The 17,573-nt window shown below is 71.1% G+C and carries 17 protein-coding genes and 1 pseudogene; 13 read left to right on the forward strand and 5 right to left on the reverse strand.

Annotated features, from left to right (window positions below; genetic code table 11):
- Positions 1–78: 78 nt before the first annotated feature.
- Positions 79–1,275, reverse strand: a complete 1,197-nt coding sequence (locus P3T34_RS07665) for an agmatine deiminase family protein (RefSeq protein WP_280665235.1) — start codon at positions 1,273–1,275, stop codon at positions 79–81.
- A 270-nt stretch (positions 1,276–1,545) separates the two neighbouring features.
- On the opposite strand from P3T34_RS07665, the gene P3T34_RS07670 reads away from it, so the two are divergent.
- Genes P3T34_RS07670 through P3T34_RS07685 form a run of 4 tightly spaced genes read left to right on the forward strand, consistent with a single transcriptional unit; the run spans position 1,546 to position 6,305 of the window.
- Positions 1,546–2,574, forward strand: coding sequence for an agmatine deiminase family protein (locus P3T34_RS07670; RefSeq protein WP_280665236.1), 1,029 nt, complete (start codon positions 1,546–1,548; stop codon positions 2,572–2,574).
- 41 nt (positions 2,575–2,615) lie between these two features.
- A complete protein-coding gene (locus tag P3T34_RS07675; RefSeq protein WP_280665237.1) occupies positions 2,616–3,794 on the forward strand; it encodes an agmatine deiminase family protein in 1,179 nt (392 codons plus the stop codon).
- A gap of 34 nt (positions 3,795–3,828) precedes the next feature.
- Positions 3,829–4,545, forward strand: coding sequence for an urease subunit gamma (locus P3T34_RS07680; protein WP_280665238.1), 717 nt, complete (start codon positions 3,829–3,831; stop codon positions 4,543–4,545).
- The gene (locus P3T34_RS07685; RefSeq protein ID WP_280665239.1) at positions 4,542–6,305 is read left to right on the forward strand and encodes an urease subunit alpha; all 1,764 of its coding nucleotides are present in this window, start codon (positions 4,542–4,544) and stop codon (positions 6,303–6,305) included. Before P3T34_RS07680 ends, P3T34_RS07685 begins: the two co-directional genes overlap by 4 nt.
- 53 nt (positions 6,306–6,358) lie before the next feature.
- On the opposite strand, the gene P3T34_RS07690 is transcribed toward P3T34_RS07685, so the two are convergent.
- Genes P3T34_RS07690 through P3T34_RS07700 form a run of 3 tightly spaced genes read right to left on the reverse strand, consistent with a single transcriptional unit; the run spans position 6,359 to position 7,613 of the window.
- Entirely contained in the window at positions 6,359–6,727 is a 369-nt protein-coding gene (locus P3T34_RS07690; protein ID WP_280671887.1) for a hypothetical protein, read from the reverse strand.
- 5 nt (positions 6,728–6,732) lie between these two features.
- A complete protein-coding gene (locus tag P3T34_RS07695; protein WP_280665240.1) occupies positions 6,733–6,990 on the reverse strand; it encodes a hypothetical protein in 258 nt (85 codons plus the stop codon).
- A 50-nt stretch (positions 6,991–7,040) separates the two neighbouring features.
- On the reverse strand, positions 7,041–7,613 hold the full coding sequence (locus P3T34_RS07700; RefSeq protein ID WP_280665241.1) for a TetR/AcrR family transcriptional regulator: 573 nt from the start codon (positions 7,611–7,613) through the stop codon (positions 7,041–7,043).
- Positions 7,614–7,972: 359 nt separating this feature from the next.
- Here P3T34_RS07700 and P3T34_RS07705 point away from each other — a divergent pair.
- The 8 genes and pseudogenes from P3T34_RS07705 to P3T34_RS07740 all read left to right on the forward strand — a co-directional run bounded on the left by P3T34_RS07705 (position 7,973) and on the right by P3T34_RS07740 (position 16,600).
- A pseudogene (locus tag P3T34_RS07705) lies at positions 7,973–9,009 on the forward strand (agmatine deiminase family protein).
- A 68-nt stretch (positions 9,010–9,077) separates the two neighbouring features.
- Complete coding sequence (locus P3T34_RS07710) at positions 9,078–10,109, forward strand: agmatine deiminase family protein (protein ID WP_280665242.1); 1,032 nt, start codon at positions 9,078–9,080, stop codon at positions 10,107–10,109.
- Complete coding sequence (locus P3T34_RS07715) at positions 10,106–11,740, forward strand: ABC transporter substrate-binding protein (RefSeq protein WP_280665243.1); 1,635 nt, start codon at positions 10,106–10,108, stop codon at positions 11,738–11,740. The genes P3T34_RS07710 and P3T34_RS07715 overlap by 4 nt, the downstream gene beginning before the upstream one ends.
- Positions 11,737–12,714: an ABC transporter permease gene (locus P3T34_RS07720; RefSeq protein ID WP_280665244.1), complete on the forward strand. Its 978-nt coding sequence runs from the start codon at positions 11,737–11,739 to the stop codon at positions 12,712–12,714. Before P3T34_RS07715 ends, P3T34_RS07720 begins: the two co-directional genes overlap by 4 nt.
- Complete coding sequence (locus P3T34_RS07725; protein WP_280665245.1) at positions 12,711–13,565, forward strand: ABC transporter permease; 855 nt, start codon at positions 12,711–12,713, stop codon at positions 13,563–13,565. The genes P3T34_RS07720 and P3T34_RS07725 overlap by 4 nt, the downstream gene beginning before the upstream one ends.
- Positions 13,562–14,554, forward strand: a complete 993-nt coding sequence (locus P3T34_RS07730; protein ID WP_280665246.1) for an ABC transporter ATP-binding protein — start codon at positions 13,562–13,564, stop codon at positions 14,552–14,554. The genes P3T34_RS07725 and P3T34_RS07730 overlap by 4 nt, the downstream gene beginning before the upstream one ends.
- Positions 14,547–15,344 carry an ATP-binding cassette domain-containing protein gene (locus tag P3T34_RS07735; protein WP_280665247.1) on the forward strand — a complete coding sequence of 266 codons (798 nt, stop codon included), beginning with the start codon at positions 14,547–14,549 and terminating at the stop codon, positions 15,342–15,344. Before P3T34_RS07730 ends, P3T34_RS07735 begins: the two co-directional genes overlap by 8 nt.
- An 80-nt stretch (positions 15,345–15,424) precedes the next feature.
- Positions 15,425–16,600, forward strand: a complete 1,176-nt coding sequence (locus P3T34_RS07740) for an agmatine deiminase family protein (RefSeq protein WP_280665248.1) — start codon at positions 15,425–15,427, stop codon at positions 16,598–16,600.
- Here P3T34_RS07740 and P3T34_RS07745 read toward each other — a convergent pair.
- Positions 16,597–17,244, reverse strand: coding sequence for a TetR/AcrR family transcriptional regulator (locus tag P3T34_RS07745; RefSeq protein ID WP_280665249.1), 648 nt, complete (start codon positions 17,242–17,244; stop codon positions 16,597–16,599). The genes P3T34_RS07740 and P3T34_RS07745 overlap by 4 nt on opposite strands.
- A gap of 238 nt (positions 17,245–17,482) precedes the next feature.
- On the opposite strand from P3T34_RS07745, the gene kdpF reads away from it, so the two are divergent.
- The gene (gene kdpF, locus P3T34_RS07750) at positions 17,483–17,572 is read left to right on the forward strand and encodes a K(+)-transporting ATPase subunit F (protein ID WP_280665250.1); all 90 of its coding nucleotides are present in this window, start codon (positions 17,483–17,485) and stop codon (positions 17,570–17,572) included.
- The last annotated feature ends 1 nt before the right edge of the window (position 17,573 follow it).

Raw genomic sequence — 17,573 nt, forward strand, 5'->3', positions numbered from 1 at the left:
ATCGCCACCCCCCGCCTACCCCTTTCACACGCGGGACCGGCCGCCCGGAGCTGCGCCGGCCGAGGGTGGCGGGCCGGGCTACGGAGCTGCCGGTTGGGGCTGGGTGACGCAGTGGATGCCGCCGCCCTGGTTGCCGAGGTTGTCGATGTTGAGCTGCTCGATGACCCGGCCGGGGAACAGCGCGGTCAGCACCGCCTTGGCGTTGGCGTCGGCGGTGGAGTCGCCGAACTGGGCGGAGATCACCGCCCCGTTGCAGACGTAGTAGTTGGCGTAGGAGTCGACGAAGTTCTGACTGGTCGCACGGATCAGGTTGTAGTCGGGGGACTGGAGCTTGGTGACCCGGATCGCCGCGCCCTGCGCGTCGGTCGAGGAGGACAGCGTGTTGTACTGCTGGGTCTCGTCGTTCGACCACTGGTCCGCCGGGTCGGCCGAGTTGGGGGTCTGGACCAGGCCCGCGCCGGGGGCCAGGAAGCGCGAGGTCGCGTCCACGTGGTCGTTGGTGATGTCCTGGCCGGAGATCCCGGTGAACCAGATCACCTTCGAGGCGCCGTACGCGGCGCACATCGCGGCCTCGATCTGGGCCTGGCTCAGGTTCGGGTTGCGGTTCGGGTCGATGATGCTGCTCTTGGTCGCCATCAGCGTGCCGGCGCCGTCGGCCTCGATCGCGCCGCCCTCGCTGACCAGGCCGGCAGCGGTGAAGGTCAGTCCGAGGTAGGAGGCGACCCGGCCGGCGACCAGGGCGTCGTTGGCGTGGGTCTGGTGGTTGCCCCAGCCGTTGAAGTTCAGCCCGATCGCGTCGAGGCCGCCCGCCGGGCTGGTGCGGAAGACCGGGCCGCTGTCGCGCATCCAGCAGTCGTCGACCGGGATCGTGCCGAGGACGGTCACCGAGGACCCGCACGCGGAGCGCGCCTTGGAGACGCTGGCCGCGTTGGCGCAGAGGTAGACCGGCTCGTACTTCGCGATGGTCCTGGCGATCAGCGCGATGTTGGCCTGCATACCGGCCAGCTTGCTGCCGTAGATGGCCGTGCTGTCGGGCCAGGCCATCCAGGTGCGGGTGTGCGGGACGCTGTCGAGCGGGACGGCGAGGGTGCCGCTCCCCCCGCCGCCGGTGGGCGTCCCGGTGGGGGTGGGGGTGGGGGTCGGGGTGGGCGAAGGGGTCGGGCAGCCGGGGGTGTCGGCCCGCGCGACCTGGGCCGGGCCGCTGTTCGCCGCCCAGACGACGCCGACCGTGGTCAACCCCGCGATCGCCAGCATGCTCCTGCGGTCGATGCCCACCCCTGCTCCTGCTCCTGCCCGTGCCCGTGTCGATCTGCCGGACGGGACGCGCGGTTCGAGTTGATCGTCCATCTCCTGGCCTCCCTCACTGATTCGTGGTGCCTTGCCGAGTGCCTGGGAACGTATTACTGACCAAGCGCTCGGTCAATAATCTGCGCAGAATTGGTCCGCGCGCATGGAGCCTGCCTTGACTGAAATTTCAGTCAGTGTCACAGTACGGACATGGCCCGCCCATCGCCTCGGCGCGTCATACTCGATCTGGAGACCCCCATGAATGACCCCCGTAGCCCCCGCCTCAGCTGGGTCGACCGCGACGACGTCCCGCACGCGCGGACCTGGATGTCCTGGCCGTCGCGCACCTCGATCTGGGGCCGGCGACTGCTGGGCGGCGTGCAGCAGGACATCGCGCTGATCGCCCGGACCATCGCCCGCTACGAGCAGGTCGTGCTGTGCGCACCCGACGACTACAGCGCGTCGCAGGCGCGGTCACTGTGCGGGCCCCGGGCGACCGTGATCGACTCGATCCCCACGGACGACCTGTGGATGCGCGACATCGCCCCGGTGTTCCGGCGCACCGCGCGCGGCGGGCTGGACACCGTCGGCCTCAACTTCAACGGGTGGGGCCGCAAGCAGACCCACCACTATGACGCCGACGTGGCCCGGGCCGTCGCCGCGCAGCTCCGACTCCCCTTCAGCGAGGCGGAGTTCGTCGGCGAGGGCGGGGCGATCGAGGCCGACGGCGACGGCACTCTGATGGCCACCGAGAGCAGCCTGGTCAACAAGAACCGCAACCGCGGCATGAGCCGGGACGAGGTCGAGGAAGCCGTCCTGGAGGCGTACGGCGCGCAGAAGATGATCTGGGTCCCCGGCGTCCGGGGCAAGGACATCACCGACAACCACATCGACGTCACCTCGCGCTTCATCCGCCCCGGTGTCGTGATGGTGCAACTACCCCCGCAGGACCGCAACGACGTCTGGGCCCGCGACGCGCGCGAGCAGTTCACCAGTCTGAGCGGGGCGACCGACGCGCGGGGGCGGCGGCTGCAGGTGATCCGGGTGGACGGCCCGGACACCGTGCGGTCGCGGGACTCCAAGTTCGTCGACTCCTACCTCAACTTCCATGTCGTCAACGGCGCTGTGATCGCCGCGCAGTTCGGCGACGTGGTCAAGGACGACGCGGCCAGGCGGGCCCTGGCGGCGGCGTTCCCGGGGCGGGAGGTCGTCCAACTCGACGTCGACCGCCTGATGGGCGGTGGCGGCGGGATCCACTGCTCCACGATGCACGAACCGCTGCCGTAGTCCTGTTCTCCTCCTTTCTGCCCTGCCTGCCGGAGTGCTCAATGCCCGATTTCTCCCTGTCCCGTCGAACGATGCTGCGCTCCGCGGCCGGTATCGGTGCGCTGGCGTTCGGCGCCGCCGCCTGCTCCGCCGACCCCGAGGACGACGAGCCACCGGCCGCCGCGGGCTCGGGCGTTGCGCAGCCGCCGGCCCAACAGGCCGTGCCCGGGCGGGTGTTCGGCGCCGAGTGGGAGAGCCACGCGCGCACCTTCATGTGCTGGCCGGCCTCCACCGGGATCTGGGGCGACCAACTGCCCGACGTCCGCCAGGACATCGCTGGTCTGGCGCGCGCGATCGGCGGCTACGAGCCCGTCGTCCTGTTCGCCCGGCCGGGGCAGGAGGACGCAGCGCAACGGGCCTGCGGCGCGGGCGTGGAGGTGGTCCCGCTGGCCGTCGACGACCTGTGGGCGCGCGACAGCATCTCGGTCTTCGTGGCCGACTCCGGCAAGCCGAAGGGCGTCGACTTCAACTTCAGCGGCTGGGGCAACAAGCAGAAGGAGCACGGCAACGACACCAAGCTCGCGGGCGCTGTTCTGGCCAAGTACGGCATCGACCGGATCACGACACCCGTGGTCGCCGAGGGCGGGTCGTTCGAGACGGACGGCCAGGGCACGCTGATGATCACCGAGAGCTCGGTGGTCAACGAGCGCCGCAACCCCGGCAGGAGCCGGGACCAGATCGAGGCCGACCTCAAGGTGGCGCTCGGTGTCACCAAGGTGATCTGGTTCGCCGGCGTCCGCGACAAGGACATCACCGACGCGCACGTCGACTGCCTGGTCCGGTTCGCCGCGCCCGGGATCGTGCTGCTGGACCAGCCATTCCCCGGTGCGCCCGACGACGTCTGGTCGCAGGCCGCCGCGCAGGCGAAGGAGGTGCTCAAGAGCGCCACCGACGCCAAGGGCAACGTGCTGCAGGTGATCGAGCTGCCGCAGCCGGACCCCGACCGGATCACCGGGCGCGGTGACGCCTTCGTCTCCTCGTACATCAACTTCTACGTCGCCAACAAGTCGCTGTTCCTCCCCCGGTTCGGCGACGCCGACGCGGACAGCCGGGCGCAGGGGATTCTGCGCGACCACTTCCCGGGACGCGACATCGTGCCGCTGAAGATCGACAACATCGCCTCCGGCGGTGGCGGGATCCACTGCTCGACGCACGACCAGCCCGGCACACCGGCCGGCTAGTCAGTCACAACTCCCCCTTATCTGATGAGGCATCATGCGACTCACCCCCACCGAACGGGATCGGCTGCTGATCTTCACAGCCGCCGAGCTGGCCCGCGCCCGCCGCGCCCGGGGCGTTCGACTCAACGTCCCCGAGGCCACCGCGCTGATCGCGGACACCGTCTGCGAGGCCGCCCGCGACGGGCGCCGCCTGGCCGAGGCCATCGAGGCCGGGCGCAGCGTGCTGAGCGCGGAGGATGTCCTGCCAGGGGTGGCGGATGTGGTGACCGTGATCCAGGTGGAGGCGGTCTTCGACGACGGCACCCGCCTTGCGGTGGTCAACGACCCGTTCCGGGGCGGCGGTTCGCTCGGCGACGGCGGCCCCGGCGCGGCGCTGCCCGGCGACGGCGCGGGCTACGACCCGACCGAGGAGACGGTGGTGCTGTCCGTGCACAACACCTCCTCGGTGCCAATCTCGGTCACCTCGCACTTCCACTTCTTCGAGTCCAACCCCCGGCTGGCCTTCGACCGTTCGGCCGCCTACGGCACCCGGCTGGCCGTCCCGGCCGGCTCCTCGGTGCGCTTCGACCCCGGCGCCGTGGTCGAGGTCGGGCTGGTGCCGATCGGCGGCGACCGCATCGCCATCGGCTTCGCCGGCCTGGTCGACGGCCCCCTCGACGCACCCGGCGCCCGCGAGGCCGCCCTCGCCAAGGCCCGTGCCACCGGCTACCTGACCAGCTTTGACAACCCTGAGGCCCAGGAGCGCTCATGAGCAGCAGCCACAGCAGTTACGACTACGCCGGTTGCCACGGCCGCCCGGGCGCCGCACCGGCAGGCAGCACCGACCCGCACGACTACATCTCGGTCCACGGTCCGCGCACCGGCGACCGGGTGCGGCTGGGCGACTCCGGCCTGATCGTCCGCGTGGAGTCCGACTCGCAGGTGCCGGGCGAGGAGTTCCTGGCCGGCTTCGGCAAGACCGCCCGCGACGGCATGGCCCTCAAAGCCGCCGCCGTCCGCGACACCTGCGACATCGTGATCAGCAACGTCCTGGTCATCGACGCCGTCCAGGGCATCCGCAAGACCTCCATCGGCCTGATCGACGGCCGGATCGCCGCGATCGGCCGCGCCGGCAACCCCGACACGCTCTCGGGCGTCGACGTGGTTGTCGGCACCGGCACCACCATCGTCTCCGGCGAAGGCATGATCGCCACCGCCGGCTCCATCGACACCCACGTCCACCTGCTCTCCCCCCGCATCATGGAAGCCTCCCTGGCCGCCGGCGTCACCACCATCATCGGCCAGGAATTCGGCCCCGTCTGGGGCGTCGGCGTCAACTCCCCCTGGGCACTACGGCATGCCTTCAACGCCTTCGACGCCTGGCCGGTCAACATCGGTTTCCTGGCCCGGGGTTCGTCCTCCGACCCGGCGCCCCTGGTGGAGGCGTTGGCGGAGGGCGGGGCCTCGGGCTTCAAGGTGCACGAGGACATGGGCGCGCACACCCGCGCCCTGGACACCGCGCTACGGGTGGCCGAGCAGTACGACGTCCAAGTCGCCCTGCACACCGACGGGTTGAACGAGTGCCTGTCGGTCGAGGACACCCTCTCCGTCCTGGAGGGCCGCACCATCCACGCCTTCCACATCGAGGGCTGCGGCGGCGGACACGTCCCCAACGTGCTCAAGATGGCCGGCGTCGCCAACGTCATCGGCTCCTCCACCAACCCCACCCTCCCCTTCGGCCGCGACGCCCTCGCCGAGCACTTCGGCATGATCGTCTCCGCCCACGACCTCAAACTCGACCTCCCCGGCGACGCGGCGATGGCCCGCGACCGCATCCGGGCTGGCACGATGGCCGCCGAAGGCGTCCTGCACGACCTCGGCGTCATCGGCATCACCTCCTCCGACGCCCAGGGCATGGGCCGAGCCGGCGAAACCGTCCGCCGCACCTTCGCCATGGCCGGCAAGATGAAAGCCGAACTCGGGCCGCTGGAAGGATCGTTCGGCACTGCGGAGAGCGGGGACGACAACGAGCGGGTGCTGCGCTACATCGCCAAGCTCACCATCAACCCCGCCATCGCCCACGGACTCGCCCACGAGGTCGGCTCCATCGAGGTCGGCAAGCTCGCCGACATCGTGCTGTGGTGGCCGGAGTACTTCGGTGCCAAACCGCAGCTGGTCCTCAAGGGCGGCTTCCCCGCCTACGGTGTCACCGGCGACCCCAACGCCTCCACCGACCGCTGCGAACCCCTGGTCCTCGGCCCGCAGTTCGGCGCCCACGGCGCTACGGCCGCCGACATCTCGGTCGCCTTCGTCGCCCAAGCCGCCGTCGACAACGGCGACCAGTTGCCCACCCGCCGCCGCCGCGTCGCGGTCCGGGGCACCCGCGGCATCGGCCCCCGCGACATGCTCCGCAACGCCCGCACCGGCCAGGTCGACGTCAACCCCCGCACGGGCCTGGTCACGCTCGACGGCGACCCCCTGCACTCCGCCCCGGCAGAGTCGGTGGCCCTCAGCCGCCTGTACTTCCTCTGAGGCTCTGCTGTCGCGCAAAGTCAGCCTGGCCGACTTTGCGCGGCAGCAGAGCCTCAGGTGGTGAGGTCGATGATCCACACCGGCCGGTCCTTCCAACGGACCGGATCGACCGTGGCGACGATGGCGCCGTCCGGACGCTCCAGAGTCGGGGCGGCAGCGTAGCCGGTGTGCGCCTCGGCCCAGGTGCGCTCGGTGGCCAGTGCACGAGCGGCGGACAGGTCAAGCTCCAGGATGGTGACAGCGGGCATGGCGGCCAGGTGCTCGGCCGTGCCGGGGCGGGCCCGGTCGGCCTCCACCAGCGCGCAGACCGGGGCATACAGGTACCAGCCCGGTTCGGCATGGGCACGGTGGATCAGGCGCGAGGCGAGCAGGTTGCCGCGGCCGGCCGCGACCATCGCGGTGTCGTCCAGGACGACGTGCAGCCCGGTCACCGGTTGTCGACCATGGCAATGCGCCGGTCGAGCTCGGCATCCAACTGCGCGGTGTGATCGGCGTCAGGGTTGTGGCCGTTCCACGCTGCGAGCTTGCGTCGGGCCTGCTCCGCGCGCTCGGCCCGTTCGGCCGGGGTCAGGAGAGTGGCAGCGAGCTGGGTGAGGTAGGCGCGCAGCGACATGTGCTCCGCGGCAGCGACCTCCGCGAGTCGGTCGCGCGCTTCGGCGGGGATGCGGATGTTGGCGTCTGCCATCGGGGACTCCTTCGCGTCACTCCCCGGATACGGGTACGCACCCGATTCTCTCAAGGGCGTTGGAGTTCCACGTCGATCGCGTCCAGGAGGAGGCGGCGGGCGTGGTCCAGGGGGAGGGAGCCGCTGAGCCAGCGGATGCTGAGGCCCTCCAGGAGGGCGGTCAGGCGTTCGGCGGCGGCCGCGTGGGCGGGGGCGGTGCCGGTGGGGTGGGCGCGGGCGAGGAGGTCGGCGGTTTCGTGCACCCAGGTGTGGGTGGCCATCGCCAGCTCCTCGCGCAGGTCCGGGTCGAAGACCGCGCTCGCTCTCAACTCGCCCCAGGCGGTGCTGTTCTCACGCACCTCGGGGGTGTCCTGGAGTTCCAGCAGCAGCACCTGCTCCAGGTCCGTGCGCGGGTCGAGGGGGCCCGCGCCGGTGTCCCGCTCCGCGGTGTAGCGGTCGGCGCGGTCGTTGATGAACTCCAGGGTCTGGCGCAGTACGCCGGCCCGGTCGGCGAAGTGGTAGTAGATCAGCGAGGTCGAGACGCCCGCTTCGGCTGCCAACTCGGCCACGCGCAGCCCGCGTACGCCATGCCGCGCGATGACGCGGGTGGCTGCCCTGAGTATTTCTGTTCGACGATCCGACACGAGGGCTCACTCTACCGGGCCGGCGCGCCACTTGGTCGCATTTCCTGATCGAAATTTCAGGGGAAACCTCCAGCTCACCAACGGTAGAGCGGGATCTGCTCCCAACTCGGCGGTAGCCAGGGCGGCATCCAATCCCCAAGGTATTGACTGAATTTTCAGTTCGGTGCAGGATGCGGGACATCACAGCCCTCCTACTCCCCCACTAGGAGTCCCCCATGGGCATCGCCAATCCCTCTCGGCGCAGCCTCCTCCAGTTCGGTGCAACCGCGTTGCCGTTGATGGCCCTCGGTGCGACCCTCGGTGCGACCCTGCCCGGCACCGCCCGCGCGGCAGACGGCCCCACGACCGCCAAGCTGCGGATGCCGGCCGAGACCGATCCACACAGCGTGACCTACCTGGCCTGGCCGGAGCCAACGGCGGCCTGGGGCAACCAACTCCCCGCCGTGCGCCGGGACATCGCCAACCTTGCCCGGCAGATCTCGCTCTACGAGCCGGTCGTGCTGGTGGTCAGCCCCGCGCAGGTCCCGTCCGCCCAGTACCTGTGCGACACCAGCGACCTCGGCGGCTCGCAGGGCATCACGTTCCTGCAGATCCCCAACGACGACCTGTGGATCCGCGACTTCGGCCCGACCTTCCTGGCCGGCCCCGGCGCCATCGCGGGCGTGGACACCAACTTCAACGGCTGGGGCAAGACCGGCACGCCCTACTACCAGGCCTTCGCCAACGACGCCCAGGTCGCCGCGACGCTGCTGGCCCGGAGCGGGATCACCCGCATCCAGGCGCCGTTCACCGGCGAGGGCGGCGCGCTGGAGACGGACGGCCAGGGGACCCTGCTGGCCACCGTGAGCTCGCTGGTGAACAGCAACCGCAACCCCGGGATGTCGCAGGACCAGGTCGAGCAGGCGCTGCGCGGCACGCTCGGGATGGACAAGGTCATCTGGCTCGCGGGGCTGGCCGGCAGGACATCACGGACGACCACGTCGACTGCCTGGCCCGCTTCACCGCGCCCGGCCGGGTGATCCTCGACAAGCCCGGACCGGGCACCACCGGGATCTGGGTCGAGGTGTACCAGGAGGCCAAGAACGTCCTGCAGAGCGCCACCGACGCCCAGGGCCGCCCGCTGACCGTCATCGAACTCCCTGGCCCCGACCGCAACTTGATCCGCGGCACCGGCAAGGACTTCCTATCGAGCTACACCAACTTCTACACACCCAACGGCGCGGTCTTCGTGCCCCAGTTCGGCGACCAGGACGCGGACTACGCAGCCCGCTCGATCCTGCAGGCGGAGTTTCCCAGCCGCACGGTCGTGCAGCTCGATATCGACAACATCGCCGCCGGTGGCGGCGGCATCCACTGCTCCACGCAGTCCCAGCCGGCCGTGCCACCCGCAGCCTGAACCACCTAGCTCAGCCATATCCAACAAACTGACTGAATATTCAGCCAGAGAGCAGAAGAGAGACGCAGATGACCTTCCGGATGCCGGCCGAGTGGACCGAGCATGAGCGCTGCCTGATGGCCTGGCCGACCCGGCGCGAGCTGTGGGACGAGACGTACGACGAGGCCAAGCGCGAGTACGCGCAAGTCGCCCGGGCGATCGCCGAGTTCGAGCCGGTCACCATGGTCGCCGTACCGGGGCTGGGGGCCGAGGCGCGCGAACTGTGCGGGGAGGGCGTCGAGGTGGTGGAGCTGCCGATCGACGACTCGTGGTTCCGCGACTCCGGTCCGATCTTCGTCCTCGGCCCCGACGGCGAGCGCGCAGGTGTGGACTTCCGCTTCAACGCCTGGGGCGGCAAGCACCACCCGTACGACACCGACGACCGGATCGCCGCCCTGCTGCTGGAGCGCGCCGGGATCCGGCGGATCGGCTCGGACATGATCCTCGAAGGCGGTGCGATCACCGTCGACGGCGAGGGCACCCTGATCACCACCGAGCAGTGCCTGCTGCACCCCAACCGCAACCCGGGGATGAGCAAGGCCGAGATCGAGGCCGAGCTGGTCGCCCGACTCGGCGTCAGCACGGTGATCTGGCTGCCGTACGGCGGCCTGGAGGACACCGAGACCGACGGGCACGTGGACGGCGTCTGCGCGTTCGTCGCCCCCGGCACGGTGGTGGTCCAGCTGCCGAGCGACCCCGCGCACCCCGACTACCAGCGGATGCGCGCCAACCGCGCCGTGCTGGAGGCCGCCACCGACGCCCAGGGCCGCTCGCTGCGGATCATCGACCTGCCGCGGAGCTCCTTCGTCGACGTCAACGGCAAGCGCACCGAGGTCGGTTACCTGAACTTCTACCTCGCCAACGGCGGCGTCGTCGTCCCGACCGCCGACACCCCCGCGGACGAGGGCGCGCTGGCGGTCCTCGCCCAGGCGCTGCCCGGCCGCAAGGTGGTCGGCGTCCGCACCCGGGTGATCGCGTACGGCGGTGGCGGCGTCCACTGCATCACCCAGCAGGTCCCGGCCGCAGGAGCCGCAGCAGGAGCAGCAGGAGGCGCCGCATGATCCGCAGAGTCCGCAGCAGCCGCCGGCTCGCCCTCGCCGGCGCCGCACTGGCCGCCTTCACCCTGGTCGCCGCCTGCTCCGGTCCGCCGAGCAGCGGGGCCGGCAGCGACGCCGCGAGCTACCAGCTGTCCGCGAACACCCCCGCCGCCAAGGGCCAACTCGCCTCCTTCAGCTGGGCGTTGTACGCCGAGCCGCTCACCCTGGACTACCTCAACGCCTTCGACTACCCGTCGAACACGATCCTCTCCAACGTCTGCGAAAGCCTGATGCGGTGGACGCCGCAGCTGACCGAGCAGCCGGGCCTGGCGGAAAAGGCGACCAACCCGGACCCGACCACCTGGGTCTACGACCTGCGCCCCGGCGTGCACTTCCACGACGGCAGCGTGATGACGGCCGACGACGCCGTCTACAGCCTCCAGCGCCAGATGGACCCGAACAACGCCGCCGCCTGGGCGACCGTCTTCCAGAACGTCGACTCCATCAGCAAGACCGGGCCGCTGCAGGTCACCGTCAAACTGAAGTCGCCGGACTCGCAGTTCCCGCAGTACATGGCCACCGCGGCTGGTGTGGTGGCCAGCGAGGCCGCCATCAAGGCGGCGGGCAAGGACTGGGGCAGCGGGACCGTCGACTGCACCGGCCCGTACAAGCTGGGCAGTTGGAACAAGGGCCAGTCGCTCGAACTGGACCGCTTCGACGGCTACTGGGGCACCAAGGCCAAGTCGCAGAAGGTGGTCTTCCAGTTCCTCAAGGACCCCTCCGCGCGCACCAACGCGATGCTCAGCGGCGAGGTGGACGGCGGCTACCTGATCCCCACCGAGAGCTACGACCGGCTGCGCCGCAGCGGCGTCGGCACGCTCTACTTCGGCGAGAGCCTGAGCACCGTCAACCTGAACATCACCAACCTCAAGGGCCCGCTCGGCGACGTCCGGGTGCGCCGCGCGCTGTCGATGGCGCTGGACCGCCCCGGCTTCGTCAAGACCGGCCTGGCCGGGGTGGGCACCGTCACCGGCGCGCTCACCGACAAGGCCGCCTGGGCCGCCGCCCCGGCCCAGACCCAGCAGGCCGCGTTCGGCCTGCCCTCGGCCACCCAGGACCTGGCGCAGGCCAAGGCACTGATCCAGCAGGCCGGTGCGACTGGCAAGACACTGACCGTCGCGACCAGCTCGATCGGCCAGGACGTCTCGCTGCTGGCCACCGCCGTGCAGGCCGCCGGCACCCAGATCGGCCTGAACATCCAGCTGAAGACCATCGCCCCCGACGCCTTCAGCGCGCTGTTCACCGACCCCACCGCCCGCCAGGGGATCGACCTGTTCCCCGAGACCTACTACCTGTCCATCACCGACCCGATGGACCTGCTCACCAACTTCTCGACCGGCGCCGGGCAGAACTACGCGAGCTACAGCGATCCGGGCTACGACAGCCTGGTCCAGCAGATCCAGGCGACCTACGACCCGGCCAAGCGGCTGGCGCTGGAGGCGCAGCTGCAGCAGAAGGCGGCCGACCAGGTGCTGTGGATCCCGGTCGCCGAGTGGCCCACCAGCGTGTTCCTGAACAAGCGGATCACCGGCGCGCCGACCACCATCTGCTACCTCTACTACCCGTGGGCCGCCGACGTGGGGGCCGCCCGATGAACTTCCTGAGCCCAGTGAACTTCCTGAGATTCGCCGTACGGCGGCTGGCCGAGATGGCCGCCACGCTCTTCGCCGCCTCCTTCGTGATCTTCGGCGCGATGTACCTGGCGCCGGGCAGCGCGGCGAGCTTCCTGCTGTCGGGGCGGTCCGCCTCGCCCGAGGCGCTGAAGGCGATCAACGACCAGTACCACCTGAACGACCCCTTCGCCGTGCAGTACCTGCGCTGGCTGGGCCAGGTGCTGCACGGGAACTTCGGGCGCTCCATCGAGTACCGCACCAATGTCTCCACCCTGCTCGGCGACCGGCTGCCCAGCACCCTGCTGCTGGTCGCCATGGCGCTGGTCCTGGTCGCCGCCTTCGGTCTGGCCCTCGGCTGGATCGGGGCGGTGCGCGGCGGCGCGACCGACTCGGCGATCCTGATCACCACCACCTTCGCGGTCGGCACCCCGTCCTTCGTGGCCGCGGTCCTGCTGCAGGGCCTGTTCGCGGTCAAGCTGGGCTGGTTCCCCAGCGCCGGTACCGGCAGCGGCCTCCCGGACATGCTGTGGCACCTGACGCTGCCCGCCGTCGCGCTCGCGCTCTATCTGATCGGCATGCTCGCCCGGGTCACCCGCGCCGCGATGCTGGAGGTGCTCGGCCAGGAGCACGTCACCGTCGCCCGCAGCCGGGGCGTGCCCGAGCATCAGGTGATCCTGCGCCATGTGTTCCGCAACGCACTGGGCACGGTGCTCACCACCGGCGGCCTGATCATCTCCACGCTGCTGATCTGCACCGTGCTGGTGGAGTCCGCGTTCAACGTGGGCGGCATCGGCCAGCTGCTCGAACTCTCCACCACCACCAAGGACTTCCCCGTGGTCCAGGCCATCTCGCTGATCATCGTCGGGCTCTTCATGACGGTGAACCTGGTCGTCGACCTGCTGCACCCGCTGGTCGACCCGCGGATCTCTCTCAACTCCCGGAGGTCCACGGCATGAGCGCCACCGTCGTCCGCCGAGCCGGCCTCGGCCGGATCCGCACCAAGCGCGCACCGCTGCAGCTGCTCTGCGTCGGCTTCGTCGCCGCCGTCGTGCTGCTGGCGCTGCTCGCGCCGTGGATCTCCCCGCACGACCCCAACGGCGTCGACCTCTCCAACGCGCTGGCCGGCCCGTCCGGTGACCACCTGCTGGGCGTCGACGCCTCCGGGCGCGACACCCTCTCCCGGCTGATCACCGGCGCCCGCACCTCGCTGCTCGGTCCGCTGGGCGTGGTGGTCTTCTCCACCCTGGCGGGTGTCGCGATCGGCGCCACCGCGGCCTGGCGCGGCGGCTGGCTCGACTCGGTGCTGTCCCGCAGCACCGAGCTGGTCTTCGCCTTCCCCGGCCTGCTGCTGGCGATCCTGATCGTCTCGATCTACGGCGAGGGCCTGACCGCCCCGGTGCTGGCCCTCGCGGTCGCCTACCTGCCCTACGTCAGCCGGCTCACCCGCTCGCTGGTGCTCGCCGAACGCGAGCGCCCGTACGTCGAGGCGTACCGGGTGCAGGGCCACTCCGGCCCGCAGATCTGCCTGCGCCATGTGCTCCCCAACATCGCCCCGGTGGTCCTCGCGCAGTCCACCATCAACTTCGGCTACGCCCTGATCGACCTGGCCGGCCTCTCCTTCCTCGGCCTGGGCATCCCCGCCCTGACGCCCGACTGGGGGCGGATGGTCTTCGACGGCGAGAGCGCCATCCAGCACGGCTACCCGCTGTCCGCGGTCCTGCCCTGCACCGCGATCATCCTCACCGTCGTCGCCTTCAACGTCGTCGGCGAGCGCTGGGCCGACCAGGTCGCGCGGAGGGACCAGTGAACGAGGGACACGTGAACACGCTCGACATCCAGGCCCTGCGCCTGCGGCTGCCGCACACCGCCAGACCCGTGCTGGACGGCGTCGACCTCACGGTCGGCTCCGGCGAGACGGTCGCCCTGGTCGGCGAGTCCGGCTCCGGCAAGACCCTCACCTCGCGCAGCGTGCTGCGCCTGCTGCCCAAGGGCGCGGCCACCGAGGGGGCGGTGCGGGTGGCCGGGCAGGACGTGCTGGGCACGGGCCCGGACGAGCTGCGCCGGCTGCGGACCGGCACGGCGGCGATGATCTTCCAGGACCCGCGGGCCGCCATCAACCCGCTGCGCCGGATCGGCGACTTCCTCACCGAGAGCCTGCGCCGCGGCGCCGGGCTGCGGCCCGAGGAGGCCACCGAGCGGGCCGGCGAGCTGCTGGCAGCCGTCGGGCTGAGCGAGCGGGCGCTGCGCCAGTACCCGGGCGAGCTGTCCGGTGGCATGCTGCAGCGCGTCATGATCGCGGCCGCTCTGATGGGCGATCCGGCGCTGATCCTGGCCGACGAGCCGACCACCGCACTGGACGTCACCACCCAGGCCGAGGTGGTGGCCCTGCTGGCCGACCTGCGCGAGCGCTTCGGCACCGGGCTGCTCTTCGTCACCCACGACCTGGGCCTGGCCGCGGCCATCAGCGACCGGGTGTACGTGATGTACGCCGGACGGATCGCCGAGACCGGGCCCGCCGCCACGCTGTTCGACCGGCCGCGCCACCCGTACACGGCGGCGCTGCTCGGCTCGACGCCGCGACTGGACACGCCGCACCGCAGGCTCGCCGCCATCGAGGGACAACCGCCCAGTCTGCGCGAGGAGTTGACGGGCTGCGCATTCGCCCCCCGGTGCCGGTACGCGACCGAGCTGTGCCGCCGGGAGGCCCCCGTCCTGCTGCCGTTGGCGGACGAGCCGAAGCAGCTCACCGCGTGCCACCACAGCGACCGACTGGAAGGGAACGCCGCCAATGAGTGAGACCGTCCTCGAAGTCCGCGCCCTGCACCGGGCCTACGGCCGGGTGCGGGCGGTGGATGACGTGTCGTTCAGCCTGGCCGAGGGCGGCTCGCTGGGCATCGTCGGCGAGTCCGGCTCGGGCAAGACCACCACCGCCCGGATCGTCGTCGGCCTGGAGAGCGCCGACTCCGGCCAGGTGCTGGTGCACGGCCGGGACCGGATCACCCGGCGGCGCGGCCGGGCACAGCGGCTGAGCCGGGCACGCGAGGTCCAGCTGGTCTTCCAGGACCCGTTCCTCTCGCTGGATCCGCGCATCCGGGTGCGCGACGTGCTGCACGAGACGCTCGAACTGCACTTCCCCGGCGCCGATCACGCCACCCGGATCGATCAACTGCTCGACCAGGTCAGCCTGGGTGCCCGGGAGTCGGCGGCGATGCCGCGCCAGCTGTCCGGCGGGCAGCGCCAACGCGTCGCGATCGCACGGGCGTTGGCGGTCGAACCCGCCGTCCTGGTGCTGGACGAGGCAGTGGCCGCGCTGGACGTCTCGGTGCAGGCGCAGATCCTCAACCTGCTCGCCGACATCCGCGAGCAGACCGGCATCGGCTACCTGTTCATCACCCACGACCTCGGCGTGGTGCGCTGCGTCACCGACCAGGTGATCGTCATGCGGCACGGCCGGATCGTCGAGGCCGGGCCCACCGACCAGGTCCTCGCCGACCCCCAGCACCCGTACACCCGGCTGCTGTTGGACTCCGTCCCGCTGCCGGGCTGGGACCCGCACGGGATCGCCGCGGCCCGCCGGGCGCTGTAGACCGACCGGCACATGGTCACCCGAACGACGGCGCGTGGGGTGCCGGGGTCGGGGGCGGTCGGCCCTTACTCTCGCTCAGCATGCGGAACATCCAGAATCCTCACCTGTCGCGCCGGGCGCTGCTGGGCGCCGGCCCGGGCCTCGCCGCGCTGGCACTGCTCAACGGCTGCTCGTCGTCGGCGAGTTCCTCGGACGGGCCGAGCGGCAACCCGGCGACCGGAGCAACCGGCACCACGGGGAGCACGCAGCCGTACGCGATGCCCGCGGAGTGGTCCCCGCACGAGCGCACCTTCATGGCCTGGCCGGCGCTGGAGGAGGTGTGGGGCGACCAACTGCCCAGCGTCCGCCAGAACATCGCCCAACTGGCCCAGACCATCGCCCAGTTCGAGCCCGTCGTGCTGATGGCCCGGCCGGACCAGAGCGACCAGGCGCAGCAGAGCTGCGGCTCCACGGTCGAGGTGGTCCAGCTCGCCGTGGACGACCTCTGGGCCCGCGACACCGGTCCGACCTTCGTCACCGGCTCCCGGGGCCTGGCCGGGGTCGACTTCAACTTCAACGGCTGGGGGAACAAGCAGACGCATGCCAACGACAGCCAGGTGGCCCGCAACCTCCTGGCGAAGTACGACCTCACCCGGATCCAGGCGCCCATCACGGCGGAGGGCGGGGCGATCGAGGTGGACGGCGAGGGCACCCTGATGGCCACCGAGAGCTCCCTGGTCAACCCGAACCGCAACCCGGGCGGGAGCCGCGACCAGATCGAGGCGGCGCTCAGGGACCTGCTCGGCGTGCAGCGGGTGATCTGGTTCGCGGGCGTCGCCGGGCAGGACATCACCGACTGCCATGTCGACGCCCTGGCCAGGTTCACCGAGCCGGGCGTGGTCGTCCTGCACCGCCCGGCCGCCGACACGCCCCCGGACAGCTGGTCGCAGGCCTCCGACCAGGCGTTGCAGGTGCTGAACTCCGCCACCGACGCCAAGGGCCGCAAGCTGAAGGTCATCGAGATCGCCGAGCCCGACTTCAGCAAGCTCCAGAACCAGAGCAAGGACTTCCTGGCGACCTACCTCAACTACTACGTCGTCAACGGCGGGGTCGTCGTGCCGCGCTTCGGCGACCAGGCCGCCGACGACCAGGCGGCGGCGACGCTGGCCGACCTGCACCCCGGGCGCAAGGTCGTGCAGCTCTCGATCGATGCCATCGCCGCGGGCGGCGGCGGCATCCACTGCTCGACCCAGCAGCAGCCGTCGACCTCCGTTTAATCCCGACCGGCCAGGCCCAGGATCAGCGCGCGGACGACCGGGCCGGCCTCGACCGTCGCGTCCAGCGCCTGGACGGCGGCCAGGCCGTCGGCGGCGGCAGCAGCCGCCTCGCCCAGCGGGCGCGGGTCCAGGCCACCGCCGCGCTCGTCCGCGAGCACCTGGAAGAGGCCGACGAAGCAGGCCCGCCACCGCCGGTACTCGGCCTCCAGACTCTCGCGCACCCGCGGGTCGTTCAGCGCGAACCAGTGCAGCGCGGAGTGCAGCCGCGAGAGGTCGGCGCCCTCCGGCTGCGCCAGCAGCCCGATCACCCGCTCGGCGCGCTCGGCGAAGCTCCCCGGCGAGCCGACCGCCTCCTCCATCGGATCGATCCACTCGCCGCGGATGGACTCGACGACGGCCACGATCAGGTCGGTCCGGTTCTGGAAGTGGTAGTGGCACATCCCGTGCGTCACCCCGCCGAGCGCGGCCACGTTGCGGGTGGTGAACGGGACGTCCCCGTCCCCCGCCAGCAGGCTGCGCGCCGCGGCGATCAGGCGGGCCCTGGTCTGCTCGCCCTTCGCCGAGACGCGCGGCTTGCGGGCCGGCTCCGACGGCGGCTGCGACGGGAGGTCGAGGGGGCGGGAATGCTCAGAACGGGTGGCCACGGCCCCACCCTAGTGCGGACCCCTGACGCCCCAGGGCACGCCCTAACGGCGGCGGATAGCTCAGCACCCGCTGACACCCCGTCGGAGAATCGTGGGGACCGACCCCGACGCCGCCCACCATGTGCTGGTCGGTCTATGACCCCTGGGTGGAGCCCCGCATGACCGATCTGACCTTCATCGGGCTGACGATTCTGGTGTTCGCCGTCCTCGGCCTGATCGCCAAGGGGGTGGAGCGCCTGTGACCGCCGACAACATCGTGGGCCTGGTGGTGGCAGCCCTGCTGGTCGGCTACCTGGTCCTCGCGCTGATCCACCCCGAGAGGTTCTGAG

It is taken from the genome of Kitasatospora sp. MAP12-44, from assembly GCF_029892095.1.
GTDB lineage: Bacteria > Actinomycetota > Actinomycetes > Streptomycetales > Streptomycetaceae > Kitasatospora.

Bases quoted from the DNA above. Each gene is read 5' to 3' on its own strand.
- P3T34_RS07670 (WP_280665236.1), top strand. From the start codon at position 1,546: ATGAATGACCCCCGTAGCCCCCGCCTCAGCTGGGTCGACCGCGACGAC.
- P3T34_RS07675 (WP_280665237.1), top strand. From the start codon at position 2,616: ATGCCCGATTTCTCCCTGTCCCGTCGAACGATGCTGCGCTCCGCGGCC.
- P3T34_RS07680 (WP_280665238.1), top strand. From the start codon at position 3,829: ATGCGACTCACCCCCACCGAACGGGATCGGCTGCTGATCTTCACAGCC.
- P3T34_RS07685 (WP_280665239.1), top strand. From the start codon at position 4,542: ATGAGCAGCAGCCACAGCAGTTACGACTACGCCGGTTGCCACGGCCGC.
- P3T34_RS07695 (WP_280665240.1), bottom strand. From the start codon at position 6,990: ATGGCAGACGCCAACATCCGCATCCCCGCCGAAGCGCGCGACCGACTC.
- P3T34_RS07710 (WP_280665242.1), top strand. From the start codon at position 9,078: ATGACCTTCCGGATGCCGGCCGAGTGGACCGAGCATGAGCGCTGCCTG.
- P3T34_RS07715 (WP_280665243.1), top strand. From the start codon at position 10,106: ATGATCCGCAGAGTCCGCAGCAGCCGCCGGCTCGCCCTCGCCGGCGCC.
- P3T34_RS07720 (WP_280665244.1), top strand. From the start codon at position 11,737: ATGAACTTCCTGAGCCCAGTGAACTTCCTGAGATTCGCCGTACGGCGG.
- P3T34_RS07725 (WP_280665245.1), top strand. From the start codon at position 12,711: ATGAGCGCCACCGTCGTCCGCCGAGCCGGCCTCGGCCGGATCCGCACC.
- P3T34_RS07735 (WP_280665247.1), top strand. From the start codon at position 14,547: ATGAGTGAGACCGTCCTCGAAGTCCGCGCCCTGCACCGGGCCTACGGC.
- P3T34_RS07740 (WP_280665248.1), top strand. From the start codon at position 15,425: ATGCGGAACATCCAGAATCCTCACCTGTCGCGCCGGGCGCTGCTGGGC.